Genomic DNA, 25,214 nt, shown 5'->3' with positions numbered 1-25,214 from the left:
GCAGGAGTCACCCGTACGGACAGGGAAAAGCGACACCCACCACGCGGCGGCTAGGCTCCTCGAATGGACTTCAGGCGCCTCCTCCGTCTCTCGGCCGCCGGGCTCGCCGCAGCGGGTCTGCTCCTCTCCGGCTGCACGTCCGACGATTCGTCATCGGGCGAGGCGTCGCCGGAGTCGGGGGCTCCGACCGCGCTGAAGAAGTACTACGGGCAGAAGATCGACTGGCACGGGTGCGGCGTTCCCGAGTTCAAGTGCGCCTCGTTGAGGGTGCCGCTCGACTACGACCGGCCGAACGGCACCGAGATCAAACTCGCCATCGCCCGCAAGAAGGCCACCGGCCCCGGCGAGCGCCTCGGCTCCCTCCATGTGAACCCGGGCGGCCCCGGCGGCTCGGCCATCGACTATCTCCAGGGGTACGCGGGCATCGGCTACCCCGCCCCGGTCCGCGACCGCTACGACATGGTGGCCATGGACCCGCGCGGCGTCGCCCGCAGCGCGCCCGTCGAATGCCTCACAGGCAAGGAGATGGACGCCCACACCCAGGTCGACCAGACCCCCGACGAACCGGCCGAGCGGAGCCTCCTGGCCGAGTCCTTCAGGAAGCTCGCCGAGTCCTGCGAGAAGCAGTCGGCCGAGCTGCTGCCGCACGTCTCGACCGTCGAGGCCGCCCGTGACATGGACATCTTCCGCGCCGTCCTGCGCGACGAGAAGCTGACATACGTCGGGGCCTCGTACGGCACCTTCCTCGGCGCCACGTACGCCGAGCTCTTCCCCCGGCGCGTCGGCCGCCTGGTCCTCGACGGTGCGATGGACCCCTCCCTTCCGGCGGAGGAACTGAACCGCGACCAGACGGCGGGCTTCGAGACCGCCTTCCAGGCGTTCGCCGAGGACTGCGCCAAACACCCGGACTGCCCCCTGGGCACCGGGTCGCCGGAGGAGGCGGGCCGCCGTCTGACGGCCTTCTTCAAGGCCCTCGACAGGAAGCCGATCCCGACCGGCGAGCCCCGCAAACTGGGCGAGTCCCTGGCCACGACGGGCGTGATCAACGCCATGTACGACGAATCCGCCTGGCCCGGCCTCCGCGAATCCCTCAGCAGCGCGATTGACGACGACGACGGCTCCGGACTCCTCGCCCTGGCCGACAGCTACTACGAACGCGAGGGCGACGGCTCCTACACGAACCTGATGTTCGCCAACGCCGCGGTGAACTGCCTGGACCTCCCGCCGGCCTTCGAGGAACCCACCGAGGTCGACGCGGCGGTGCCCTCCTTCAAGAAGGCATCCCCGGTCTTCGGCACGGGCCTCGCCTGGGCCTCCCTGAACTGCGCCTACTGGCCGACGAAGGCGACGGGCACCCCACACCGCATCGAGGCGAAGGGCGCGCCCCCGATCCTGGTGGTCGGCACCACCCGCGACCCGGCGACCCCGTACAAATGGGCCCAGTCGCTCGCCGAGCAGCTCTCCTCCGGCGTCCTGCTGACGTACGACGGCGACGGCCACACGGCGTACGGCCGGGGCAGCGACTGCGTGGACACGGCGATCAACACCTACCTCGTCGAAGGCACCCCACCGAAGAACGGCAAGAAGTGCTGACCACACCCCCCTCCCCAGCCAAACCCTGGTTCGGGGCACCCCCAAGAACCCTGTAGACTCGCACCCGCTGCTGATGCGAACCTGACCGTGCGCGGACAGAACAAATCCGCAGCTTGCCGCCTTAGCTCAGTTGGCCAGAGCAACGCACTCGTAATGCGTAGGTCTCGGGTTCGAATCCCGAAGGCGGCTCGGAAGAACCTCAGGACTCACTCGCCGTGACCTGGGGTTTTTTCATGCCCGGGGCATGCCGAAACGCGCGGCGGGGACGACGTTGTCCGTCACTCGGCCGGAGCGCGAAGGAGCCAGTCTTCGGTGCTTTCGGGCAGCACCCGGCGCAGGACCGGAGCCGAAGAGGCAAGGGATGCGGCGAATGCCGCGACGAGATCGTGCGGCACGCCGGCGGAGAACGACGCCGCCCACAAGTACGGTGCGCCAAGGGCGGGTTCGGCCCACGCCTGCCACCCGGCCGGACCCGCCTCGTCTGCCACCACGGTCAAGGCGCGCGGGTCACCATCCTGGATGAGCGGCGGCACCTCACCGAGGCTTACGCACGTGGTGAACATCGGGTCCACCGCCCCGGAACGGGGATGGTCGATGTCGCGCAGCCGGCCGCGGGTGGCCAGTCGACGACGTCGACACCGGGGGGCTTCACCCGAATGAGGTTTGGTATCGGGCCATGTTGGCACGCCGCATTCTGATCCGAGGCCGTGCGCGGGCGGGCGACGAGGTTCTGGCACGGCGGCGGTCGCGCCGCCCGGGGTTCGACAGCGTTCGGGCGTACGGATCTCGGTCGTGCACCCCGTCCTGTCAGGGACCGTCAGGGGGGCACGAGCGGTCGGCCGTACGCCCGGCCGCCGTCAGACCTCCAGTTCGGCCTCGATGCGCTTGAGTGCGTGGCGGGCCAGCGCGAGGTTTCCACGGCCGCGGTCGAGCGCGAGGTACAGGAAGAGGCTGCCGCTGCTGCTCGCCATGGGGCGGATCAGGTGGTACTGCTGGCCGAGCGTGATCAGGATGTCCTCGACCGTGTCGTTCATCTGGAGCGTCGCGAGTGTGCGGTTCTTCGCCCGCACGACCTCGGTGTTGCCGGCGGCGGCGACGTCCAGGTCCAGGCCCTGACCGCCGCCGAGGGTGCCGAGCGACATGCCGCTCTCGTAGTCGACCACGGCAACGCCGATGGCACCGTCCACGGTCATGGCTTCCTTGAGCGCTGTTTCGAGGTTCATACCCTTGCCCTGTCTTTGACTGTTTAGTGGCTTTTTGACCGTTGATCGGTGACGGATCAGAAAAATACAACTAGACGCTCTGTTCTGACACTTTGAACTTAAACTACTGTGGTTTTTGTAATCTTGTGAAGCATCAGTGAAGGGGTACGGGTGTCATCGCTCGAAGCTTCCCTGTCCCAGTTGCTCTCGGCGCCGGGCATCAACACGGTCGCGCTCGTCGACGCGGTGACGGGTCTGGTCTACGGTCAGGCGGGCCTGGGGGGCGTCGACGGCATCGAATGCAGCGACTTCGCCGCGCTCGTCGGTGACGGACTCCATGCCGCCGGCGCCCAGGGGGATCTGGAGAGCATCGTTGTGACCAGTTCACATCATCACCACATTCTGCGTAGTCTGCCGAGGCAGGGGGATCCGGTGTTCCTGGCCGCCACGCTGGAGCGGGAGCAGGCCAACCTGGCGCTGACCCTGCACGAGTTGGGCGTCTACGCGACGGGGGCGATGACGTGAGCCCACGGTCCGGCCGTCCGCACAATGTTCCGGCGCTGTTGAACTCGCTGCACCAGGACCAGTACACCGGCGCCGTGCACCTCACCGGTTCGCCGGGCGGGTCCATCCATCTGCGCAACGGTCTGGTGGTCTCGGTCGAGACTCCGGCCGCTCCCAGCGCAGAATCCATTCTGCTCAAGACCGGCCGGATCACCGACACCGTCTGGGCGTCCGCTGTCGCCACGGCCTCCGCGTCCGGGAATGACCTGAAGGCGGAACTCGCGGCCCGCGGACTCATCGGACCGGAGGAGTTCGAAGTGGTCTGCGCCGCGACGGTCTTCGACGGTGCCTTCGCCCTGGCGCTCAACCCGCCCGGAGACTGGGAACTGACCGAGTCCGGTCCGTCCGTCGTCGCGGGCTTCGCCGTACGGCCGCAACGCCTCACCGCGGAGACCACCCGGCGTACGGCCCTGCTGACCGGCCTGTGGGGGCCGCCGTCGGAGTTCGCCCGGACCCGGATCCGTCAGGCGGGCGCCGCGGTCTCCCGTATACAGCCCCGCTACGTGGCGCTGCTGAGCGCGGTGAACGAGCGCCGCAACCCGCGTGACATCGCCTTCGCCGTGGGGCGTGGACTGTACGCGGTGATGCTGGACTTGAGCCGGATGCAGGCACTCGGACTCATCCGCCGCGATTCCCCCGCCCCCGTGGGCCGCCCCAGTACCGCGGCCCGCGCGGTGGGCCCGCGGAAGCCCCCGCCCGTCGCCCCCGCGTCACCGCTTCCCCGGCGTGCCCCGGGAAACCGCCGGCCGCCTCTCCCGGGCACCGCGTGAGTTCGCGACGACGCAGGACCGCCCGGCGGCGCCACCTCGCCATGGCCAGTGCTCTCAAGGCCCGCAAGCCGCCCCGGACTCTCCCACCACCGCTTCCCCGGCGCGACGGTGGAGGGACTCCGGCGCTTCCGCCCCTGGGCGATCTCAAGAAGGACCCTCCCGATCTGGACCTGCTGCGCCGGGTCCGGGCCGGCCTCGACGCACTGTCCTGCCCAGGCGGGCACGTTTCCGCGCACACCACGACCGGCAAGGAACAGCCATGGACGACACCCGCACATCCGACCCCCTCGTAGAGGTTCTGACCGCCCTGCGCGACACGGTCGCGGGGGTGAGCGAGACCGTCATCTCGACGGGCGACGGTCTCCTGGTCGCGGCGGACGCCGACGTGGTCCATCCCGAGTCCGTCGCCGCCCTGGCGGCTGCGGTCCTGGGCGTGGGCCGCCGGCTGGCCGAGCAGGCCAACACCGGCTCACTGCGGGATGTGGTCACCCGATGCGCCGGTGGCCACATCGTGGTTCTCGCGATCGGCGACCGCGCTTTGCTTACCTTGATCGGCGACGAGGGGCTGGACCTCGTCGGCCTCCAGCGCGTCATCCCCACGACGATCGAACAGTTGGAGAAACTGCTGGCCGCGGACGTGGTCTAGGTTCTGTTTCCTGGATCAGGTGCGGAGCCAGATCGTCAGGGCGGCGACGGTGACGGTGTCGAGGTAGACGTAAGCGCGTTTGTCGTAGCAGGTGGCCAAGGCCCGGAAGTTCTTCAGGCGGTTGATCGCCCGCTCGACGACGTTGCGTTTCTTGTACCGCTCCTTGTCGAAGCCGGTCGGCCGGCCACCGGCCGAGCCGCGCCTGCGGCGGTTGGCCCGCTGGTCCTTCGGCTCGGGAATGGTGTGCCGGATATTGCGTCTTCTCAGGTAGCGGCGGTTGCGGCGGGAGCTGTATGCCTTGTCCGCGCTGACACTGTCGGGCCGGGTGCGAGGCCGCCCCGGCCCGATGCGGGGGATGGAGATCTTCTCCATCACTGCCTCGAACTGAGGGCTGTCGCCGTCCTGTCCGGGCGTGAGAAGCAGGGAGAAGGGAGAGGGGACGGCATCGGCCGTCGGCCGACAGATAGATCTCGTGGTGAAACCGCCACGCGAGCGTCCTGAGCACTCGCCTGTCTGACCACCTCCGCCAGGCGGACCGACAGACTCCGAAGCGGAGGATCGGTCCGATTCGCCCTTCGGCGGGGCCCCTTTTGAGGAGCGACCAGAGGCGGGGCGGCGTTCCGCGCGCCGGCCGCGTACTGATGGGCCCGCGTCGTGGTGGAGTCCACCGAAACGTCCCAGTCGATCAGGCCCTGGGCATCCTCGGCTGTCTGAACCCGTGTCAGCAGCAGGTCCCCGGTACCGTCGGCCGACCAGCGGCGATGCCGTTTGCAGACCGTCTCCCAAGGCCCGAAACGCTCCGGCAGGTCCGCCACGGAACCCCTGTCCGCACCCGGAACAGAACGCCGTTGATGACCTTCCGGTGCTCGCTCCAGCGACGCGCGTACGCCCGTTCGTTGTCCGATGAAAGCATCGATCAACATTCCGCTTCCTCGCCGGAACCGGTGGACAGCCCGGAGGGTTTCGGGTACACGGGCGGTGGCTCCTGGCAGGTAATGCGGCGGCTGGTGGCGCATTACCTGCGCACGGCGGACCGGGCCGATCGGCTCGCCTATCCATTCCGTTCGCGGATCGATCTCGATGCGGATCACCTCCCTCGGATGTCACAGCCGGAGATGGGCGACGCACAGGCTGCCGAGCAATGGCTGGTGATCGAAAGCGCCAACTTGCTCAGCGCACTCGACTGGACTCGACAGCATGGTTCGGAACGTCAACTAGCTCTGGCTGCCCATGTGCTGGCCGGATTCCTGGATATGGAGGGTTATCTGGGCACGGCCGAACCGATCCTGCGCCGGGCGGTCGCGTACTGGCGCGCCGCAGGTGATGACGCGGCGCGGGCGCGGGCCCTGCTCGACCTGAGCGGGGTGTGTTCCCACAGTGGCGACTACGACGGGGGTCACGCGGCGGCGAGCGAGGCACTCGGTCTGGCACGGTCTCTCAGTGACTCCGAACTGGAAAGTGAGTCCATTCATCACCTTTGGATTCCGCTGTGGCACACCGGGCAGTTCGTACTCGCTCAGACCCTTCAGGAACGCGCGCTTTATTTGCGTAAGCAATCGGGGGACACTTTGCAGATCGCGCGTAGTCATAATTTACTGGGAATTACCCAACTTCACCTCGGTCGGGATCATGAAGCTCTCGATTTATTTGAGCAAGCGCTTTTGGGATTCGCTGAAGCTTCGGATAATCGCGGGCGCTATCGGCTGGTTCAGGAGGGGCATCGAGGGGGCTAGACTCCTCATCGCAAGCGCGCGGCGGTCAGCTCTCTCCGTGAATCCCGCCGCCCTTTGCCTTCCCCAAGAACTGAGATATAAGGGAAATCTACTGTGTCATAAATCGGTAACCGGGGCCCGCGCGAAGACACCCCGGGAACGGTCCGTCGCCTCCGTAAATTGCGCTTCGGCATTGCATTTGTTTGCATGCCGTGCCTAATATTCCAGGTGACGTCGAACTCGGTCGGGTCCGGCAGTATCTGAGTGAGTTCCGAAGCGGTGCCGGGTCATGGAAACGTGGCCCGGCGCCGTGCTGTCCGAGGCCGGTGAGGTCACGCCTCCCGCGCCGGGCGGCGGGGTCTCGCGGGGAAAGTCGCCGCCGTTGCCAGGGCCGTGAATGCCTCGCGGGTGTGGGTGGACAGCGGGTCCGTGGGGGTGGCGGACCAGGTCGTCAGGGCGCAGTGGAACGCCGCCACCACCATGTCGACCGCCAGTCGGGGGCGCAGGTCGGCCGGGTCGGCGATGTCGAGGCGGCGGTGCAGGGTTTCCATCGCCCTGCGCGTGGTGCGGTCGCAGAAGTGCAGGCCGTGCGCGTCCATCGAGGGGGTCAGTTCGGTCAGGTTGAGGCTGAGCAGTACGCGGTGGGCCCAGTCGTCCGAGGTCGTCCGGTCCAGTGCCGTGAGCAGGGTGTCCTGGATCAGGAGCAGCAGCGGGCGGTCGGCGGGGCCGAGGTCGGTCGTTTCGAGGACGTCGAGGAACGTGAGCCACAGGTCCTGCGTCGGAGCCATCGCCACGTCTTCCTTGCTGGTGAAGTAGCGGAAGAACGTGCGCTTGGAGACCTCTACGGAGTCGCAGAGCTCGTCGAGTGTCACCTTGCCGAAGCCGCGCTCCGTGAAGAGTGCCAGGGAGGTGTCCACCAGGAGCTGACGGGTGCGCCGCTTCTTGCGCTCGCGCAGCGGCAGGGGCGGGGATACGTCAGGGGGCCCGGGTGCGGTGCTCATGAGGCCACCGTACCCGAGAGCGTGCACTGAGGAGCTAATGCCGCTTGTGCGCGTGTGCCACTCAGTGGCACATTGGCGGTGAGCCTCCAGGAAACAGGAAAGGCGTTACTCCCATGCGTGCTCTGCTTGTCGACCGCTCCACGCCCGTCGGCCTCCGCCTCGGCGAGGCCCCCGACCCCGTACCCGCGCCGCACCAGGCCCTGGTCAGGGTGGCCGCGACCTCGCTCAATCACGGTGAGGTCCGATTCGTCCTGCGGGAAGCCGCCGACGGGGCCGTGCTCGGCTGGGACGCCGCCGGAGTCGTCGAACGCGCCGCCGCCGACGGCTCGGGTCCGCCCGTCGGTACGCCGGTGGTCACCCTCGGCCCCGACGGCGCCTGGGCCGAACTGCGCGCGGTTGACACCGACTTGATCGGTACGGTCCCGGCCGGCGCCGACCTCGGGGCCGTCAGCACCGTCCCCGTGGCGGGCGGCAGCGCCCTGCGCGCACTGGCGCGGATCGGGCCGATCCTCGGCAAGCGGATCCTGGTCACCGCCGCGACGGGCGGCACCGGGCGGTACGCCGTACAGCTCGCCCGGCTCGGCGGCGCCCATGTCATCGCCTCCACCGGCGACCCCGATGCCCACGGGGAGAGCCTTCGGGCGCTCGGCGCGCACGAGGTGGTCGCCGGGCCGGCCGGGCTGGGCGCGCCCGTCGACGGTGTGGTCGATCTGGTCGGCGGCGACCAACTCGTGCATGCCTTCGAGCGGTTGAGGCCCGGCGGGACCCTGGTCTCGGTCGGTCATGTCGCGGTCGACCAGGGTGAGAACTTCCCGTACGGCGCGCTCTTCGGCAACGAGGGACGGCACGACCGCTCGCTCGTCACCTTCTTTCTGCTGGACTGCCAGGACCTCGGGCCCGACCTCGGTGTGCTCGCGGCCAAGGTCGCCGCCGGCGAGCTGGACGCGAACGTCTCCTGGCGCGGCGGCTGGGACAAGGCGCCGGACGCGGTCGGGGCCCTTCTCGAACGCCGGCTCCACGGGAAAGCCGTCCTCGAACTGCTCTGAGGGGGGACGGGGATACGGCACCGGCCCCCGGGACAGGTCCCGGGGGCCGGCAGGTCGATCAGGGTGCGGCGGGGGTCAGTTGGCGTCGACCAGGTCGTGGGCCGGGACCTTCACCGTGCGCGCGCCCGGCTTGCCGCCCAGGACGACCTTGCGCAGCGCGCTGTTGTTGTCGAGGTTCGTCTCCTTGAGACGGTTCTCGGGGTTGGCCAGCACCTGGATGTAGTAGGTGCCGTTCGGCAGGTTGGTGATGTCGAAGGACTGGCCCGGCAGGTCCTGGGTGTACGTGTCGCCGGAGCCGACGTCCAGCACCTCGCGGACGGAGATCGAGTTCTCCTGGCCGCACGCGGTGGACAGATCGGTGTTGCCCGGGTGCCAGTTGGCGTTCTTCACTGTGTAGTCGACCGCGTCGGTGTTGGCCAGGCAGAACGCCTCCTTGCCGCTGCGCACCTGCTCCTTCTGGTCCGCCTTCAGGAGCCGGTAGCTGGCGAAGTCGGTGAAGTGCCAGTGCTCGTGGCCCGGCCGCGGGTCCCACTCCATGGTGCCGGTCGGGGTGTAGCCGACCTGCGTACCGTCCGCGTCGTAGAAGTACTGGTAGGCGTCCATCAGTTCCTTGCCGGGGCTGCGGAAGCCGTCCACGACGAGCTGAGCGGGGCCCGCGTTCCAGACGTTGGCGCTGAAGGCGAGGTAGTCCTTGCCCTTGACCTCCTGGCCGCCGTCGCTGATCTCGATGCCGTAGGCCGGCAGCGAACGCAGGTCGGGCTTCGGCACGTCCGGGACCGCCGCCTTGCCGGTCGGACGCTTGGCGTTGGGGCTGGCGGCGGGCGCCTGGCGGGAGCCGTCCGTGCGGCCGGGGCCGTCACCGACGGGTGCCACCGCTGCCTTGAGCGAGGCCTTCTTCAGCGCCCACGGCAGGGCGGGCGGGGCCGGGATGAGCGGACCGTGGCCCACGTTGTACGAGGGGCCGGCGCCGCTCGTCGGGGCCGCGGGGGCGTCGGGGCGCATCGAACCGTGCCCGGCCATACCCTTCATGGCCGCCATGTCGTGGCCGCTGTGGCCGGACATCGCCTTGTTGGCGCGCAGCCCGGCTCCGTCCTCGTCCTCCCAACTGCGCTCGCGCACCGTCAGGTTGATCAGCTGCGGCTTGCTGGAGATACCGAAGAGGTCGCGGTAGCGCTTGTTCACCGTCACCTTGGCGGTGTACTTGCCGGCGGCGAGCTTCACCGGCTCGGAGGAGTAGCCGGCGTACGTGTTGGACGCCCAGCCCTTCTCGACGCCCCACACCGAACCGAGGGTGAACGCGTTCTCCGGGCAGCTCTCCGGGTACTTCGACTTCGCGGGTCCGTCGGGGTCGATCCGGCCCGCCGCGTTGTTCGGGCAGTACTTCTCGGAGCGGTTGACCACGACCTTGCGGTTCGTGTCGGTGATGCTGATCTGGGCGAAGTCCGGCAGACCCGAGAAGTCCTTCACCAGGTCCGCGGGAAGGGCCTTGGTGGTGGTCTCGGTGCCGTTGTGGATGATCTGCTCGGCGACGACCGGGTCCTTGTACGACTTGCGGGTCACCTTGAGTTCGAACGGTCCGCCCTCGGACGTGAGGTAGGTCCCGAGGTCGAGGTAGACGCCCGGGTCCTCCTTCCACGAGTTGAGCGTCAGCGAGTTGGTCGCGGCGATCAGGCTGAGCTTCGGCGTGGTCTGCGCCGAGTCGCCGTCGGGTGCCGCGGCCACGACGCCGGCGGTGACGGCTAGCGCCGCACCGGCGGCCAACGCCGAACGCCGGAGCCGGGCTTGGTGCGTTCTGGTCATCGTTCCTCGTTCTCCGAGTTTCCGAGTGCTTTCCGAGTGCTTTCCGGATGTCTGCGTGGACGGTGGACGGACAGTCGGCGCGACGTACGGACTCGGAATCGCGGAACTGTCTTCCCCGTATCTGAGAGGCCGGGGGAGGGGCTGTGGGTTGTCTGTGAACCGCGGAGACATGGATCGTTGGCCGAAAGCCGCTTCTGGATGCCGTATCCGGCCATCTTTGTGCCGTTTTCGTCTGGCGTGCGTTCCGGCCGGGCCCGGTCCAGGCCGCGCTCGGTCCAGCCCGCGCTCGGGTGAGGTGGCCCACCGGTGGTCGAGCCGGTACACCGTCTCGTAGCCCAACTCGGCGCGAAGATTGGTGAGATGGACGTTGATGTCGGTCCCGGCTCGGTCTCCGCTCGGTTCCGGCGTCGTTCGGGGCGCTAGGCCGTGTCTGACAAATAGCGCCGTCCGCCCGCAGGGCGTCGCGCGCCAGCCGCTATTTGTCAGACACGGCCTAGCGCAGCCGTGCCGTCAGGCTGTGGCCGTGTACCTGGTGGGTGTTGACGTCGATGCGGGTGCCGCCGAGCACCTTGCGGACGCGGACCCCGTCGTCGGACGACACGGCACGCAGCCAACGGCCGTGCAGGGTCACCGAGACCGTGCTCCGTTCCATCGTCGGGTCCGCGACCGCGAGTGAGACCGTGTCGTCGTGCTCCGTCCGCAGCAGCACCGACGCGGCGCCCTCGATCGCGAGCCGGCCCGCGTGGTGGATGCCCGGCGTGAAGGTGTTGGCGGCGAGGAGGGACAGGCCGCGGTGTTCGACGGCCTGTACGCGTGTGCTGTTGGCCACCACGGACAGCGGCCCGCGCCCGTACGCGGTCAACTGCCCCTCCGTGGCGTTCGGTACGAGCGCGTGGGCCATCGACAGCCGCCGGGCGCCCGCCGGTTGGTCGACACGGAGTGAGAACACCCGCTTGGTGACCGGGGTGTCGGGGTTCGACGTACGCACGACGCGCCGACTCCTGGTGACCGTGTCCAGCGCGACGGTCGGCAGACTGCCACGGTCCGCGTCCAGGAAGACGTACCCGACCGAGACCCCCTGCCCGGCGTCCGCGTACCGCAGCCAGGACACCGGGCCCGGAGCCGTACCGCTCCCCGACCACGCCGCGCCGTTCCGGAGCCGCCCGTTGACCGTGACGGTGTCCGGCGCGGCGGCGATCCTGCTGTCCAGCGTGGTCGTCACCGCGCGTCCCGCCGGGTCGCCGACCCCGGCCGCCAGGACGACGATCTCCTCGTCGAACATGAACCACGACTTGGTGGCGACCGCGTTCCGGTAGGTGACGAAGTCGTCGGGCAGCTCGCCTGCCTGCTTCGCCGCGTACGCGACGTCGTCGCCGAGCACGAGTCCCACCGCGCCGTACGTGCCCAGACGGGCCCCGCCGGACAGGGTGTTGGTGCCGCGCGGGAAGTAGACGTACGTGTTCTGCGACTCGGAGGACGAGGTGAAGCCGCGCTCCGGGTTGTCGTACCAGGCCGTGCCGTACAGCCCGGGGATCGTCCCGCGCGTCTCCACCGGCGCGGTGACGCCCGCCAGTTGGTACGGCGACACCGTCGTGTAGTAGTCGACGCCGAAGGCGAGCGTCTGGTCCTGGCCCGCGAGATACAGATAGTGCGCGCCGTCGCCCTGGAACCACGGCATCAGGTTCTCGCCGCTCATGTACTCGTACTTGCTGATCCGGGCCGAGCTGCGGGCGAGCGCGAAAGCGTAACCGGGCCGCCGGTGCACGGTCTTGTCCATCGCGTTGAACGCGGTGTGGCTCTCCGCGTCCCCGAGGTCCCGCGCCGGCACGGACGTGTCGGCGAGGATGTCGGCGTAGCGCGCGACGCTGACCGGTGAGACGAAGACGGCCGGGTCGAGCGCGGCCTTCGACGTCTGCCGTACGAACTTCACATACCCCGCGAGCGCGCCGGCGTCGGTGCCCGTCGCGTGTCCCGAGAGATCGACCACGGCCTCGACGACGACCGCGACGTCCGTGTAGCCCGTCGCCGTCCGCGACACCCCGCGGCCCTTGACGACCTCCATCATCCAGCCCTCGAAGACGAGCGGCGCGAAACCGTCGGCCACCCACCCCCGCACGACGGCCACCAGATCGGCGGTGTCGATGTAGTCGGTGCCTTCGAGGATCTTGACGGTCCCCACGGCGCGGGTGAGCAGGACCTTGCCGTACGAGCCGGTGTACGCGACCGAGTCGTGCTGGATGAAGGAACCGTCGGCGTAGAAGCCGTCGGTGACGCCGTGTTGGGGCCGGTACGGATCGACTGTGGCGTACACGGTCAGCTGGTCGGCGACGGCCTTGGTGACGCGCGCGTCGTCGCCGGTGACGGCGCCCTGGAGGATCCGGTTGGTGGTGATGTCGGCGAGGTTCGCACCGGTGTGGAAGCGCGAGTCGAGGTCGACGTCGCCGTCCTTGCCGTTGCGCAGATAGGCATCCATCGAGGCGAGATACGTGGCGGCCAACTCAGGCCGGTACGCGGCGAGTTCGTCCTTCAGCAGGACGAGGGTCTTGCTGACGCTCGCGGAGATGCCGATCTCCCAGTTGAACCAGTTGCCGTAGTAGCCCTTCGACTGGTCCCCGTAGTACGTGTCGTGAAGCAGCGTCAGGCCGTCGATGACGCGCCGCTGGACGCTCACGTCGTCGCGCAGGTTGGAGGCGGCGGGGCCGGGGGTGCGGGTGGCGAGGGCGATCTCGTACAGGTACTGGTACGAGGTGTTGAGGTTCGCGTCGCTCGTGCCGAGGGGGAGGCCCTTGAAGAGTTCCCCGGCGCCCGCGCCGTCGAGCGCGGTGAGGCGGGTGCGGGCCGTCGACGCGATGGCCGCGAGCTTGGCGGCGACCTCGGGGCGGGCGTTGGACTCGGCGGTTCCGGCGAAGATCGCGAGGGCGTTGGCGAGGATCGCGGCATGGTTGGCGGCCGGGTCCGCCGAGTCGGCCGAGCCGACCCGGCCAACTGCCTGAGCGCGCAATGGCGCGGCCATGGCGAGCAGGGCGGACGCGGGCAACATCGTCAACAGGGTGCGGCGCGAGAGCTGCATGGGAGTGCTCCAAACTCGGCAAACTCGGCCAGAAAGCGCTTGCTGCATCCAAACAACCGGGATTACGCCTGTCAATGAACGGGGCGGGAGTCCGTGACGACCTCGCTATACACGTCATGTATACGTCGTGTGTAGAGTGTCCGCCATGTCAATCGGACACACGCTCCTCGGGCTCCTCGAATCCGGCCCCCAGCACGGCTACAACCTCAAACGCGCCTTCGACGAATCCTTCGGCCACGACCGCCCCCTGCACTACGGGCAGGTCTACTCGACCATGTCCCGGCTGCTGAAGAACGGGCTGGTCGAGGTCGACGGCATAGAGGCCGGCGGAGGCCCCGAGCGCAAGCGGTACGCGATCACCGAAGCCGGCATCACCGATGTCGAGCGCTGGCTCGCGCAGCCGGAGAAGCCCGAGCCGTATCTCCAGTCCACCCTCTATACGAAGGTCGTCATCTCGCTGCTTACCGGGCGCGGCGCGGCCGAACTGCTCGACACACAGCGGGCCGAGCATCTGCGGCTGATGCGCGTGCTGACCGAGCGCAAGCGGCAGGGCGACCTCTCGGACCAGCTGATCTGCGACCACGCGCTGTTCCATCTGGAAGCCGACCTGCGCTGGCTGGAACTGACCGCCGCCCGCCTGGACAAGCTCGCCGAGGAAGTACGCCGATGAGTGCCACGCCCCCCACACCCCCCACGCCCTCCTCCACCACTCCCGTGGCTCCCTCCACCACCCCCGCGGCGCCCGAGGGCTCGCTGCTCGCCGCGTACGACCTGCGTAAGTCGTACGGCGCCACCCCCGCTCTCGACGGGGCCTCCTTCTCGATCCACCCCGGCGAGATCGTCGCCGTCATGGGCCCCTCGGGATCCGGGAAGTCCACGCTGCTGCACTGCCTCGCCGGCATCGTGCCCGCCGACTCAGGGACCATCAGCTACCAGGGCCGCGACCTCACCGGACTGTCCGACAGGGCGCGCAGCGCGCTGCGCCGCACGGACTTCGGCTTCGTCTTCCAGTTCGGCCAGCTCGTGCCCGAGCTGACCTGCCTGGAGAACGTGGCGCTGCCGCTGCGTCTCAGCGGCACCCGCCGTAAGGAGGCGGAGCGGATCGCTCTGGAGTGGATGGAGCGCCTGGAGGTCACCGACGTGAAAGCCCAGCGGCCCGGTGAGGTCTCCGGCGGTCAGGGGCAGCGCATCGCCGTGGCCCGCTCGCTGGTCACCTCGCCCCGCCTGCTCTTCGCCGACGAGCCGACCGGCGCGCTCGACTCGCTCAACGGCGAGCGCGTGATGGAGCTGCTGACCGACGCGGCGCGGTCGGCGGGAACGGCCGTCGTCCTGGTGACGCACGAGGTGCGGGTCGCCGCGTACTCCGACCGCGAGGTCGTCGTACGGGACGGCCGGACGCGCGACATGGACGCCTACGTCAGCGGCGCCGGCTACAGCGGCCACAGCGGCCACAGCGGCGGCAGCGGCGCGGGCGGCGCGGGCGGCGCGGGCGGCCGGAACGGCAGCCACGACAGCGGCGTGGGGCACGCGGCATGACGGTCCTCGACCGGCAGGCGCCGCCGCTCTCCCCGCCCCCGCCACCGTCCCCGGCGACCGCCGCCGCCCCCACCGGTCTCCGCGCCTGGGCACGGGACCTCGCGCTCGGCGCGCGTTTCGCCGTCTCGGGCGGGCGCGAAGGCTGGACCCGTACGGCGCTGACCGCGCTCGGTGTCGGCCTCGGCGTCGCGCTGCTCCTCGCCGCCACCGCCGTACCGCGGATCCTCGACGCCCGTGACGCCCGGAGCCTGGCCCTCGGTATCCCGTCCGCCTCCTCGCAGTCCGCCGCCGACGGCGGTGCGGACACCTTCATCTGGGCCGACGCCGCCACCGAGTTCCGCGGCGACCCGGTGAGCGGCCGGCTGCTGCGCCCGGAGGGGGCCGACGCGCCCCCGCCGCCCGGTGTCACGAAGATCCCGGGCCCCGGCGAGATGGTCGTGTCGCCCGCGCTGCGCGATCTGCTCGCGTCGTCCGAAGGCGAGCTGCTGGCGCAGCGGCTGGACGACCGGATCGTCGGCACGATCGGGGATCCGGGTCTGGTCGACCCCGGCGATCTGCGCTACTACGCGGGCAGTTCGACGCTGAACGCCGAGACCGGCGGCATCCGGTCGTCCGGCTACGGCCGCGAGGCGTCCGGCACACCGTTCAATCCGCTGCTCGTGGTGCTGGTCATCCTTATGTGTGTCGTGCTGCTGGTGCCGGTGGGCATCTTCATCGCGACCGCCGTCCGCTTCGGCGGCGAGCGCAGGGACCGCAGGCTGGCGGCGCTGCGGCTGGTGGGCGCCGACGCCAGGACGGTACGGCGGATCGCGGCGGGGGAGGCCCTGTTCGGGACGGTGGCCGGGCTGGCCGTCGGTGCCGCGCTCTTTCTGATGGCCCGTCAACTGGTGGGCCACATAAGGCTCTGGGGGTTCAGCGCCTTCCCGTCCGACGTGGTCCCGGAGCCCGGACCGGCCCTGCTCATCGTGCTCGCTGTGCCGCTCGCCGCCGTCCTGGTCACCCAGACCGCGCTGAGTTCGGTGGCCATCGAGCCGCTCGGCGTCGTACGCGACACCCGTCCGCGCCGGCGCAGGCTCTGGTGGCGGCTGCTGCTGCCCCTCATCGGCATCGGCATCCTCGCGACGACCGCACGTGTGGACGAGGCGACGCGGTACGTCGGTCAGTTCCCGATCGCGGCCGGTGCCGCGTGCGTGCTGATCGGGCTCGCCGGACTGCTGCCGTGGCTCGTCGAAGCGGTCGTCTCGCGGCTGCGCGGCGGACCGGTGCCCTGGCAACTGGCCACCCGAAGGCTCCAGTTGAGCAGCGGCACGGCGGCGCGGGCGGTGAGCGGCATCACCGTCGCGGTGGCGGGTGCCATCGCGCTCCAGATGATGTTCGGCGTTATGCAGAAGGACTTCCTCCAGCTCACGGGGCAGGACACGGACCGGGCGGACTTCTACGTCTCCGCCGAGTACGGCGACTCCGCGCTCGCCGAGCGGATGATCCAGGACTTCCGCGACACCAAGGGGGTCTCGAAGGTGATCGGCACCGTCGAGACCTATGTGGTCGCCACCGGCGCCCCCACGGAGCAGGGCTGGCAGCCGACCACGAGTCTCACGGTGGGCACCTGCGCGACGCTGAGGGACATCGCCGAACTGCCCTCCTGCCGGGACGGGGACACCTTTGTCGCGCACCTCGACTCCAGGGCGGCGAAGCAGGTCGGCGCGGCCGGGGTGAAGGCGCAGAACTCCCGTACGGACGAGGCCGCCGTCCCCGGCAGGAAGATCGATCTGACCGGTAGCTACGGGGAGGGCAACGGTGAGCCCGTGCTGTGGACGCTGCCCGGGTCGGCCCGGACGGTGACCGCCTTCCCCGACCCGATGGGCGACGTGCACGACGGCATCCTCGTCACACCGGGCGCTCTCGGCTCCGCCGGGCTGCCCGGGGCCACGGCCATGGTCTCGATCAAGGTCGACCAGCGGGTGCCGGACGCCGCCGAGTACGTACGCGGAACGGCGGCGGACATCGACCCCACGCTGCGGGTCCGCGCGCTGAAGAACCTGGAACGGGACAAGCAGTACGCGAGCGTGCAGAGCGGCCTCCAGGTGGGCGGCACCCTCACGATGATGCTGATCGCCGCGAGCATGCTGGTCTCGCAGATCGAGCAACTGCGCGAGCGCAGGCGGCTGTTGTCCATCCTGGTGGCCTTCGGTACGCGGCGTGCGACGCTGGCCTGGTCGGTGCTGTGGCAGACGGCGCTGCCGGTGGTACTGGGCACGGCCCTCGCGATCGCCGGCGGGCTCGTCCTCGGCACGTTCATGCTGGGCATCATCGGGAAATCGGCGGGTGACTGGTGGGTCTTCGCCCCGTACGCGGCGGTCGGCGCGTCGGTGATCCTCCTGGTGACGCTGGCGAGCCTGCCACCACTGTGGCGGATGATGCGGCCGGAGGGGCTGCGTACGGAGTGACGGAGCGGGGGGCGGGCCGGGAGGGGTGGGTGGCGTCGGCCGGATCACTCCGGCGCCTAATTCGGTCGACGCGCCGGTGGCCGGTTCGGCAGGCTCCCGTCATGGACCCTCATCTCTGGCCCCTGTACGGCCTGCGGATCACCACCCCGCGCCTCGAACTCCGGCTCCCGGATCTGGACGCGCTGTCCGGCCTGGCGGCGGTCGCCGCCGCCGGGGTGCACCACGAGGACCGGATGCCGTTCAGCGTGCCGTGGACGGACGGGAGCCCCGAGGAACGGGGCCGGGCGGTCTTCCAGCATGTGCTCGGCACCGTCGCGGGCTGGACGCCGGGCGCCTGGACGCTGAGTCTGGCCGTCCGCCGGGAGGGAGAGATGGTCGGGCGCCAGGACGTGGGGGCCGACGACTTCGCGGTGACCCGCGAGGCGGTCACCGGCTCGTGGCTGGGCCTGAAGTACCAGGGGCGCGGCATCGGCACCGAGATGCGGGCGGCCGTGCTGCATCTGGCGTTCGAGGGGCTGGGGGCGCGGTACGCGACGTCGGGGGCGATGGTCGACAACGCGCCGTCGCTGCGGGTCTCGGAGAAGCTCGGCTACCGCCCGGACGGGCTGACGGTGGAGTCGGTACGGGGCGAGGCGCGCCTCCAGCGGCGGCTGCGGCTGGACCGTGCGGGGTGGGAGGAGCACCGTACCGTCCCGGTCGAACTGCACGGTCTGGAGCCGTCGTTGGCGCTCTTCGGGCTGTAACGGGCGGGTGCGGGCGGGGACGTACGCCCCCGGCCACACCCACCCGTACGTGGATCAGTCCGCCGTCGGCAGGCCCGCCCGGATCTCGCGGGCCGCCGCGACCAGGTGCTCCAGGGACGTACGGACCTCCGGCCAGCCTCGCGTCTTGAGACCGCAGTCCGGGTTCACCCACAGCCGTTCGGCCGGGATCGCCTCAAGTCCCTTGCGCAGAAGGCTCGTCGCCTCGGCCGTGCTCGGGACGCGCGGTGAGTGGATGTCGTACACGCCGGGTCCCGCCTCGCGCGGGTAGCCCTCGGCGGCGAGTTCACCGGCGACCCGCATATGGGAGCGTGCCGCCTCCAGGCTGATGACGTCGGCGTCGAGGTCGTCGATGGCCTCGACGATGTCGCCGAACTCCGCGTAGCACATATGGGTGTGGATCTGGGTGTCCGGACGTACGCCGGAGGTGGCGAGACGGAACGACTCGACCGCCCACCCCAGATACGCGGCCCGCCCGTCCGTACGCAGCGGCAGTGTCTCGCGCAGCGCAGGCTCGTCGACCTGGATGACCGAAGTGCCCGCCGCCTCAAGGTCGTTGACCTCGTCGCGCAGTGCCAGCGCGACCTGCCGCGCGGTGTCGCCGAGCGGCTGGTCGTCCCGGACGAAGGACCAGGCGAGCATCGTGACGGGCCCGGTGAGCATGCCCTTGACCGGGCGGGCGGTGAGCGACTGCGCGTACGACGTCCAGCGCACCGTCATCGGCTCGGGCCGTGAGATGTCACCCGCGAGGACCGGCGGGCGTACGTAACGGGTGCCGTACGACTGCACCCAGCCCTGCCGCGTGGCGACGTAACCGGTGAGCTGCTCGGCGAAGTACTGCACCATGTCGTTGCGTTCGGGCTCGCCGTGCACCAGGACGTCGAGCCCCGCCTTCTCCTGGAAGGCGAGGACGTCGCGGATCTCTTCCCTGATCCGCTCCTCGTATCCGGCGGTGCCGATCCGCCCGGCGCGCAGGTCGGCCCGTGCGGTGCGCAGTTCACCGGTCTGCGGGAACGAGCCGATGGTGGTCGTCGGCAGCGGCGGCAGACCCAGGTGCGCCCGCTGGGCCGCGGTCCGCACCTCGTACGGCTGCGAACGGCGGGCGTCCGCGCCGGTGACGGCCGCCGCGCGGGCGCGCACGGCCGGGTCGCGGGTGAGCGTCGAGCCCGCGCGGGAGGCGAGAGCGGCGCGGTTCGCGGCGAGTTCGGCGGTGATCGCTCCCGTGCCGTCGGTCAGGGCGCGGGCCAGGGTCGCGGCCTCGGCGCTCTTCTGGCGGGCGAACGCCAGCCAGCGCGCGACCTCCTGGTCGATGTCGTGCTCGGCGGTCGCGTCGAGCGGGACGTGCAGCAGGGAGCAGGACGGGGCGACGTCGACGCGGTCGGCGAGGCCGAGGAGCGTGCCGAGCGTGGCGAGGGACTTCTCGAAGTCGTTGATCCAGATGTTGCGTCCGTCGACCACGCCGGCGACCAGCCGCTTGCCGGGCAGCCCGCCGACGGCCGCGAGACCTTCGAGGTTGGCCGCGGCCGGGCCGGTGAAGTCGAGCGCGAGCCCTTCGACGGGCGACTTGGCGAGCACGGGCAGGGCTTCGCCGAGCCGGTCGAAGTAGGAGGCGACGAGCAGCTTCGGCCGGTCGGTGAGGCCGCCCAGGTCGTGGTACGCGCGGGCGGCGGCGGTCAGTTCGGCCGGGGTGCGGTCCTGTACGAGCGCGGGCTCGTCGAGCTGCACCCACTCGGCGCCGGCCGCGCGCAGGTCGGCCAGGATCTCCGCGTACACGGGAAGGAGCCGGTCGAGCAGCGTCAGCGGCTCGAAGTCGGCGGGCACACCGGGGGCGGGCCTGGCGAGCAGGAGATAGGTCACGGGGCCCACCAGGACCGGCCGGGGGGTGTGGCCGAGCGCGAGGGCTTCGGTGAGTTCGGCGACCTGCTTGGCGGAGTCGGCGGAGAAGGCGGTGCCGGGGCCGAGTTCGGGGACGAGGTAGTGGTAGTTGGTGTCGAACCACTTGGTCATCTCCAGCGGCGCCACGTCCTGTGTCCCGCGCGCCATCGCGAAGTACCGGTCCAGCGGGTCGGAGCCGACCGTCTCGGTGGCGGCCGTCTCGGAGTCGGCCGCTTCGGCGGCGACCGCCGCGCGGTACCGCGCGGGGATCGCGCCGACCATCACGCTGGTGTCCAGGACATGGTCGTAGTACGAGAAGTCGCCGGTCGGGACCTCATGGACACCGTCGGCTGTGAGCTGCTCCCAGTTGGCCCGGCGCAGCCCGGCGGCCGTGTCGCGCAGGGCGTCGGCGCCGACGGCGCCCCGCCAGTAGCCCTCGACGGCCTTCTTCAGTGCGCGGTGCGCGCCCTGGCGCGGGTAGCCGTACACGGTGGCGCGTGCTGCCGCGGCTGCGGACTTGTCTGTCACGGAACTCTCCTTCGCGAGTTGTCCTGCGATCCCGGGACGGATCGAGGACACGAAGGGGTACGGGATCGGAAGGGCCTTCGCGCGGATGCGGCTGTACGCCTCTGTTCGCGTCCGCGCCGTGTGTACGTATGCGCACGCCTGTGAAGGTGCGTGCACGCGTCACCACGACTGCCCGACCGATATGTACGCCGACCCGCCCACGAGGTCACCGGGATGTCCGTACCACGATCGGTCGCGTACGGGCAGCGGGCAGGTCTTCGGACTCGCGGGCACATCCGCCGGGTGCGGACACCCGGTGGACATCTACTGGCCGTCGCTTCCCAGGCCCGGCACGGGCCCAGTGCTGATGACGGCGGTCGTTCCCACTCACCGCTGCGGGGCAGTCCCGGATTCCCACCGGGTTCCCTCTTACGACGCTCCCGCCCTGCGGACGGGAACGAACCAGCTGCAAGCCCCAGCCTAGGCCCTGTCCCGCGAAGATCCACCGGACAGGACGTAGCCGTTGTCCATCCGCTCCCTCGAAGCCTCACCAAATATTCATGAACGGGCCAATCCACCAGCTTCCGGGGCGAGTTCGTACAACGCGACGGGCCGACACCTCCTTGACACGCCTATTGGTCTAAGCCAACATCCGATTGGCCTGTACCAAGTTCTATGGGCGGTTCGCTGAGCCGGCCGAGCGATGCGCCTTCGGAGGACCCGCATGGAGTCGAGCAGCCGACCCAGCAGCCGTCACCAGCAACTGACGCGTCTCGCGGAGACCGTGCTCCAGCCCGGGTTCGTGGGGACGACCCTGCCCGACTGGGTCCGCCGCAGAATCGCGTGCGGCCTCACCTCCGTCGTCCTGTTCGGCCGGAACATCGTCGATCCCGAACAGGTGGCGCGCCTCACCGCCGAGCTACGCGCGGAGAATCGCGACCTGATCATCGCCATCGACGAGGAGGCCGGCGACGTCACCAGGCTCGAAGCCTGGACCGGCGCCTCCCGGCCGGGCAATCTCGCGCTCGGCGCCGTGGACGACGTGGAGCTGACCGAGTCCGTCGCCCGCGACATCGGGCGCGAACTGCACGCCGCGGGGATCTCCCTCAACTACGCGCCCAGCGCCGACGTCAACTCCAACCCCCTCAACCCGGTCATCGGCGCCCGCTCCTTCGGCGCCCGTACGGACGTCGTCTCCCGGCACACCGCCGCCTGGGTCCGCGGGCTCCAGTCGGCCGGCGTCGCCGCCTGCGCCAAGCACTTCCCGGGCCACGGCGACACCGCCGTCGACTCCCACCACGGGCTGCCGCGGGTCTCGGGGAGCGCCGAGGAGATCGCGGCCACCGCGCTGCCGCCGTTCGTCGCCGCGATGGAGGCGGGAGTACGGGTGGTGATGACCGCGCATCTGCTCGCGCCCGCGTACGACGCCGAGCTGCCGGCCACCATGAGCCCCCGCATCCTGGTCGACCTGCTCCGCGGTGAGCTGGGCTTCGACGGCCTCGTGGTGACGGACGCCATCGAGATGAGCGCGGTCACCGCCCGCTACGGCATCGGTGGGGCCACCGTACGGGCGGTCACGGGCGGGGCCGACGCGGTGTGCGTCGGCGGCGAGCACGCGGGTGAGGCCACCTTCGACGAGCTCACCGACGCCGTCGTCCAGGCCGTGCTCGACGGCACGCTCCCGGAGGCACGGATCACCGAAGCGGCGGCGCGGGTCGCGGAGTTCGCCGCGTGGTCGGGCAGCCGAACGCGGGCCTTGGCCACCGACGGCGCCGCGTCCGACATCGGCCTCGTCGCCGCGCGGCGCGCGCTGCGTGTGTCGACAGAGGAGGGCCGGGACTCGGTGCTGCCGCTCGTCGGCGCGCCGCACGTGGTGGAGCTGTCACCGACGATGAACCTGGCCGTCGATGGGCAGACCCCCTGGGGCGTGGCGGCTCCGCTGAGCGATCTGCTGCCCGGCACCACATCCGTACGGCTTACGGAGGACGACCTGCTGGCGGACGGTGACCTGCTGGACCGCAAGGTGCTCGACCCGGCGGCCGAGCGTTCGCTGGTCGTCGTGGTGCGTGACGCGGCGCGGCACGGCTGGATGTCGGCGGCGATGACGCGGCTCCTGGGGAGCCGGCCGGACGCGGTGGTTGTGGAGATGGGCGTACCGAACGGCGCGGCGCCCGGCGCGGTTCATCTGGTCACGCACGGGGCGACCCGGGTCTCCGGGGTGGCGGCGGCGGAATTCCTGGCGGGCCGCGGCTGATCCCGGGGCTGATTCCAGGGCGGAGACGGCCGGTTCCGGGCGGCGCCGGGGGCTTTGCCGGCCCCCGACGCCCTTGCTCCGACGGCTAGTCGACGCTCAGCCGACTATTGGTCCGCGTCCGTTTCGGCGTCTACGAGGTTGTCGTACGGCTGCGTGATCACTTCCAGGTAGTGCCCCGCCGGATCGAGGAAATACACGCCCCGCCCGCCGTGGTAGTGGTTGATCTCGCCCGGAAGCTTCCCGTGCGGATCGCCGAAGAAGTCGACTCCGGCGGCCTTGATCCGCCCGAAGATCCCGTCGAAATCCTCTTCGGGAACGAGGAACGCGTAATGCTGCGGAGTGATCGACTCCTGACCGACAGTCGCGAAATCGAGAGTGACGCCGTTACCGGTGTCGACCGGAACGAAGGGGCCCCATTCGGTGCCGATCTCCAGATCCAGGATGTGCGCCAGGAATTCGGCGGAAGCCCGGTTGTCACGGGCGTGAACGATCGTGTGATTCAACTCGACTGACACGGTGGAATGCCTCCAGAGGCATCTCACGGGAACCTCCACGCCTCACCCGGCCGGTGACCGACGCGCGATGCCCACGGCCGAGCGTAATTCCCCCGGGCCGTGCTGCGAAAGCCCCGCCCGGCCCGCTCCCCGTCCCTGGACGGACCACGCTCACTTGGCGTCCGAGTAGCGCTCCACCGTCGCCGTCGTGAAAGGAAACCGCACCGGCGTCTCCCCGAACGCGATACGGCCCGCCAGTTCGCCAGCCTCGCGGATCGCCAGCGCCACGGCCGCCGCCTCCTCGCGCGGGCAGTGCACGATCACCTCGTCGTGCTGGAAGAAGACCAGCTCCGCCCGCATACCGGCGGTCGCGCTCCGCAGCGCGGCCAGCATCAGCAGCGCCCAGTCGGCCGCGCTGCCCTGCACCACGAAGTTGCGCGTGAAGCGCCCCCGCGCGCGAGCGTTCGTCGACGCGTACCCCGGCGTGAACTCGGCGTCGCCGGACGCCACTTCGACGGACTCCTGCGGAATCCCCGCCTCGCCGCCGTCCTCCGAACCGGCCGCCGGCGGACTCGTCCGGCCCAGCCAGGTCCGTACGAGCCTGCCTTCCTCGCCCGCCCGCGCCGCCTCGTCGACATACTCGACGGCCCGGGGGAACCGTCTTCGCAGAGCCGCCAGATTCTTCAGGCCGTCGCCCGAAGTCTGGCCGTAGATCGCGCCCAGCAGCGCGAGCTTGGCCTGCGCGCGGTCGCCGGAGAACGCCCGGTCCGACAGCACCTTGTACAGATCGTCGTCGTGCCCGGCGACCTCCATCAGCCCCCGGTCGCGGGAGATCGCCGCCAGCACCCGTGGCTCCATCTGGTCGGCGTCCGCCACCACCAGCCGCCACCCCTCGTCGGCGACGACCGCCGCCCGTATGACCCGCGGGATCTGCAACGCACCGCCGCCGTTGGTCGTCCAGCGGCCGGAGACCGTACCGCCCGGCAGGTACTCCGGCCGGAAACGGCCGTCCCGTACCCAGTCCTGGAGCCAGCTCCAGCCGTGCGCCGTCCAGATGCGGTACAGCTTCTTGTACTCGATCAGCGGAGCCACCGCCGGATGGTCGATCTCCGCCAGCTCCCACCGCCGCGTCGACCTCACCTTGAACCCGGCCCGTGTGAACGCCTTCACCACGTCGGCCGGCAGATCGGGCCGTACGCGCCGCCCGAACGCCTTCGAGACCTGATCGGCCAGCTCGGCCAGCCGCCGGGGCTCGCCCCCGCCCGCGTACCGCTCACCCAGCAGCTCGTCCAGCAGCGCGCGGTGCACGTCCGCCCGCCACGGCAGCCCCGCGCCGTGCATCTCGGCGGCCACCAGCATCCCCGCCGACTCCGATGCAGTCAGAAGCCGCATCCGGTCCGGATGCTCCGCCGCCTCGTGCCTGCGCTGCTGCTCCGCGTACACCTCCAGCAGCCCGTCGAACGGCACGTCCGCCCCCGCCTGCGGCTCGAAGAGCGACGACTGCGAACCCGGTTCGGCCGCCCGCTGCGGCGGATCGGGCGGTACGGGCCCCTGCCGCAGCCTGGCCCACGCGGCGGCAGCCGACCGGGGCTCCCCGAGCCGCCCCTCGTGGCCGAGCAGCAGCAGCTCCGCCGCCTCGATGTCGTAACACCGCTCGACCCGGACCCCGGCTGTCAGCAGCCGGGGCACCAGCTCCGCGCTGGACCGCCACACCCAACGCGTCACCTCGGGCAGCCGCGCCCGGACCGCATCGACGAGATCGGGCTCGCGCAGCACGGGACCGGCGGGGCGCGCGTCCGCGCCCAGCGGCGCGAGCCACGCGCCGCCACCCTCCGCCGGGGCCAGAGCCCACCGTCCGATCATGCCTCCGAGTCTCCCAGCCGGGTCTGACAACGGGCCGGTGCGCGACCAGGCGCGCGACTGACCCGGCCGGAAC

17 protein-coding genes, 1 tRNA gene, 3 pseudogenes and 1 riboswitch are annotated in these 25,214 nt (G+C 70.5%); of the genes and pseudogenes, 12 read left to right on the top strand and 9 right to left on the bottom strand.

Annotation, left to right across the window (positions count from 1 at the left end):
• The first annotated feature begins 63 nt into the window (after positions 1-63).
• Complete coding sequence (locus tag ACFWV8_RS10940) at positions 64-1,593, top strand: alpha/beta hydrolase (protein ID WP_384199724.1); 1,530 nt, start codon at positions 64-66, stop codon at positions 1,591-1,593.
• Positions 1,594-1,708: 115 nt separating this feature from the next.
• Positions 1,709-1,782: transfer RNA gene (locus ACFWV8_RS10935), tRNA-Thr, on the top strand.
• Between the two features lie 89 nt (positions 1,783-1,871).
• Here the strand turns inward: ACFWV8_RS10935 and ACFWV8_RS10930 are convergent.
• A pseudogene (locus ACFWV8_RS10930) lies at positions 1,872-2,204 on the bottom strand (DUF317 domain-containing protein); the annotation flags it as partial.
• A gap of 246 nt (positions 2,205-2,450) precedes the next feature.
• Complete coding sequence (locus ACFWV8_RS10925; RefSeq protein WP_384199722.1) at positions 2,451-2,816, bottom strand: hypothetical protein; 366 nt, start codon at positions 2,814-2,816, stop codon at positions 2,451-2,453.
• Between the two features lie 150 nt (positions 2,817-2,966).
• Between ACFWV8_RS10925 and ACFWV8_RS10920 the strand changes: the two genes are divergently transcribed.
• From ACFWV8_RS10920 to ACFWV8_RS10910, 3 genes are all read left to right on the top strand, one after another.
• Complete coding sequence (locus ACFWV8_RS10920; protein ID WP_384199720.1) at positions 2,967-3,320, top strand: hypothetical protein; 354 nt, start codon at positions 2,967-2,969, stop codon at positions 3,318-3,320.
• Positions 3,317-4,129: a DUF4388 domain-containing protein gene (locus tag ACFWV8_RS10915; RefSeq protein WP_384199718.1), complete on the top strand. Its 813-nt coding sequence runs from the start codon at positions 3,317-3,319 to the stop codon at positions 4,127-4,129. Before ACFWV8_RS10920 ends, ACFWV8_RS10915 begins: the two co-directional genes overlap by 4 nt.
• A 259-nt stretch (positions 4,130-4,388) precedes the next feature.
• Positions 4,389-4,775: a roadblock/LC7 domain-containing protein gene (locus ACFWV8_RS10910; protein WP_384199716.1), complete on the top strand. Its 387-nt coding sequence runs from the start codon at positions 4,389-4,391 to the stop codon at positions 4,773-4,775.
• Between the two features lie 15 nt (positions 4,776-4,790).
• Here ACFWV8_RS10910 and ACFWV8_RS10905 read toward each other — a convergent pair.
• Positions 4,791-5,652, bottom strand: a pseudogene (locus ACFWV8_RS10905) (IS5 family transposase); the annotation flags it as partial.
• Between the two features lie 19 nt (positions 5,653-5,671).
• Here ACFWV8_RS10905 and ACFWV8_RS10900 point away from each other — a divergent pair.
• Positions 5,672-6,508 carry a tetratricopeptide repeat protein gene (locus ACFWV8_RS10900; RefSeq protein ID WP_384199714.1) on the top strand — a complete coding sequence of 279 codons (837 nt, stop codon included), beginning with the start codon at positions 5,672-5,674 and terminating at the stop codon, positions 6,506-6,508.
• A gap of 311 nt (positions 6,509-6,819) precedes the next feature.
• On the opposite strand, the gene ACFWV8_RS10895 is transcribed toward ACFWV8_RS10900, so the two are convergent.
• Positions 6,820-7,488, bottom strand: coding sequence for a TetR/AcrR family transcriptional regulator (locus ACFWV8_RS10895; RefSeq protein WP_384199712.1), 669 nt, complete (start codon positions 7,486-7,488; stop codon positions 6,820-6,822).
• A gap of 113 nt (positions 7,489-7,601) precedes the next feature.
• Between ACFWV8_RS10895 and ACFWV8_RS10890 the strand changes: the two genes are divergently transcribed.
• Positions 7,602-8,534, top strand: coding sequence for a zinc-binding dehydrogenase (locus tag ACFWV8_RS10890; protein WP_384199710.1), 933 nt, complete (start codon positions 7,602-7,604; stop codon positions 8,532-8,534).
• 75 nt (positions 8,535-8,609) lie between these two features.
• Here the strand turns inward: ACFWV8_RS10890 and ACFWV8_RS10885 are convergent, their stop codons facing one another.
• Both ACFWV8_RS10885 and ACFWV8_RS10880 read right to left on the bottom strand, forming a co-directional pair.
• The gene (locus ACFWV8_RS10885; RefSeq protein ID WP_384199708.1) at positions 8,610-10,334 is read right to left on the bottom strand and encodes a lysyl oxidase family protein; all 1,725 of its coding nucleotides are present in this window, start codon (positions 10,332-10,334) and stop codon (positions 8,610-8,612) included.
• 493 nt (positions 10,335-10,827) lie between these two features.
• Positions 10,828-13,404, bottom strand: coding sequence for a polysaccharide lyase family 8 super-sandwich domain-containing protein (locus ACFWV8_RS10880; protein ID WP_384199706.1), 2,577 nt, complete (start codon positions 13,402-13,404; stop codon positions 10,828-10,830).
• Positions 13,405-13,549: 145 nt separating this feature from the next.
• Here ACFWV8_RS10880 and ACFWV8_RS10875 point away from each other — a divergent pair, with 145 nt between their 5' ends.
• From ACFWV8_RS10875 to ACFWV8_RS10860, 4 genes and pseudogenes are all read left to right on the top strand, one after another.
• Positions 13,550-14,074 carry a PadR family transcriptional regulator gene (locus ACFWV8_RS10875; RefSeq protein WP_384199704.1) on the top strand — a complete coding sequence of 175 codons (525 nt, stop codon included), beginning with the start codon at positions 13,550-13,552 and terminating at the stop codon, positions 14,072-14,074.
• Positions 14,071-14,814, top strand: a pseudogene (locus ACFWV8_RS10870) (ABC transporter ATP-binding protein); the annotation flags it as partial. The gene ACFWV8_RS10875 and the pseudogene ACFWV8_RS10870, both read left to right, overlap by 4 nt.
• Positions 14,815-14,936: 122 nt before the next feature.
• Positions 14,937-17,387 carry an FtsX-like permease family protein gene (locus tag ACFWV8_RS10865; RefSeq protein ID WP_384199702.1) on the top strand — a complete coding sequence of 817 codons (2,451 nt, stop codon included), beginning with the start codon at positions 14,937-14,939 and terminating at the stop codon, positions 17,385-17,387.
• Positions 17,388-17,488: 101 nt separating this feature from the next.
• Complete coding sequence (locus ACFWV8_RS10860; protein WP_384199700.1) at positions 17,489-18,130, top strand: GNAT family N-acetyltransferase; 642 nt, start codon at positions 17,489-17,491, stop codon at positions 18,128-18,130.
• Between the two features lie 54 nt (positions 18,131-18,184).
• On the opposite strand, the gene metE is transcribed toward ACFWV8_RS10860, so the two are convergent.
• Positions 18,185-20,551, bottom strand: a complete 2,367-nt coding sequence (metE, locus tag ACFWV8_RS10855) for a 5-methyltetrahydropteroyltriglutamate--homocysteine S-methyltransferase (RefSeq protein ID WP_384199698.1) — start codon at positions 20,549-20,551, stop codon at positions 18,185-18,187.
• Between the two features lie 230 nt (positions 20,552-20,781).
• A riboswitch (cobalamin riboswitch) is annotated at positions 20,782-21,012 on the bottom strand.
• A 242-nt stretch (positions 21,013-21,254) separates the two neighbouring features.
• Here metE and ACFWV8_RS10850 point away from each other — a divergent pair.
• Entirely contained in the window at positions 21,255-22,784 is a 1,530-nt protein-coding gene (locus ACFWV8_RS10850) for a glycoside hydrolase family 3 protein (RefSeq protein WP_384199696.1), read from the top strand.
• A 104-nt stretch (positions 22,785-22,888) separates the two neighbouring features.
• Here ACFWV8_RS10850 and ACFWV8_RS10845 read toward each other — a convergent pair whose 3' ends face one another.
• On the bottom strand, positions 22,889-23,299 hold the full coding sequence (locus ACFWV8_RS10845) for a VOC family protein (RefSeq protein ID WP_384199694.1): 411 nt from the start codon (positions 23,297-23,299) through the stop codon (positions 22,889-22,891).
• Positions 23,300-23,449: 150 nt separating this feature from the next.
• Positions 23,450-25,141, bottom strand: coding sequence for a bifunctional 3'-5' exonuclease/DNA polymerase (locus ACFWV8_RS10840; protein ID WP_384199692.1), 1,692 nt, complete (start codon positions 25,139-25,141; stop codon positions 23,450-23,452).
• Positions 25,142-25,214: the final 73 nt, after the last annotated feature.

The organism is Streptomyces sp. NPDC058665 (genome assembly GCF_042714995.1).
In the GTDB taxonomy this organism is placed as follows: domain Bacteria; phylum Actinomycetota; class Actinomycetes; order Streptomycetales; family Streptomycetaceae; genus Streptomyces.
This window is presented reverse-complemented; position numbering and strand designations above follow the sequence as displayed.

Bases quoted from the DNA above. Each gene is read 5' to 3' on its own strand.
- ACFWV8_RS10940 (WP_384199724.1), top strand. From the start codon at position 64: ATGGACTTCAGGCGCCTCCTCCGTCTCTCGGCCGCCGGGCTCGCCGCA.
- ACFWV8_RS10925 (WP_384199722.1), bottom strand. From the start codon at position 2,816: ATGAACCTCGAAACAGCGCTCAAGGAAGCCATGACCGTGGACGGTGCC.
- ACFWV8_RS10910 (WP_384199716.1), top strand. From the start codon at position 4,389: ATGGACGACACCCGCACATCCGACCCCCTCGTAGAGGTTCTGACCGCC.
- ACFWV8_RS10895 (WP_384199712.1), bottom strand. From the start codon at position 7,488: ATGAGCACCGCACCCGGGCCCCCTGACGTATCCCCGCCCCTGCCGCTG.
- ACFWV8_RS10890 (WP_384199710.1), top strand. From the start codon at position 7,602: ATGCGTGCTCTGCTTGTCGACCGCTCCACGCCCGTCGGCCTCCGCCTC.
- ACFWV8_RS10885 (WP_384199708.1), bottom strand. From the start codon at position 10,334: ATGACCAGAACGCACCAAGCCCGGCTCCGGCGTTCGGCGTTGGCCGCC.
- ACFWV8_RS10880 (WP_384199706.1), bottom strand. From the start codon at position 13,404: ATGCAGCTCTCGCGCCGCACCCTGTTGACGATGTTGCCCGCGTCCGCC.
- ACFWV8_RS10875 (WP_384199704.1), top strand. From the start codon at position 13,550: ATGTCAATCGGACACACGCTCCTCGGGCTCCTCGAATCCGGCCCCCAG.
- ACFWV8_RS10865 (WP_384199702.1), top strand. From the start codon at position 14,937: ATGACGGTCCTCGACCGGCAGGCGCCGCCGCTCTCCCCGCCCCCGCCA.
- ACFWV8_RS10860 (WP_384199700.1), top strand. From the start codon at position 17,489: ATGGACCCTCATCTCTGGCCCCTGTACGGCCTGCGGATCACCACCCCG.
- ACFWV8_RS10850 (WP_384199696.1), top strand. From the start codon at position 21,255: ATGGAGTCGAGCAGCCGACCCAGCAGCCGTCACCAGCAACTGACGCGT.
- ACFWV8_RS10840 (WP_384199692.1), bottom strand. From the start codon at position 25,141: ATGATCGGACGGTGGGCTCTGGCCCCGGCGGAGGGTGGCGGCGCGTGG.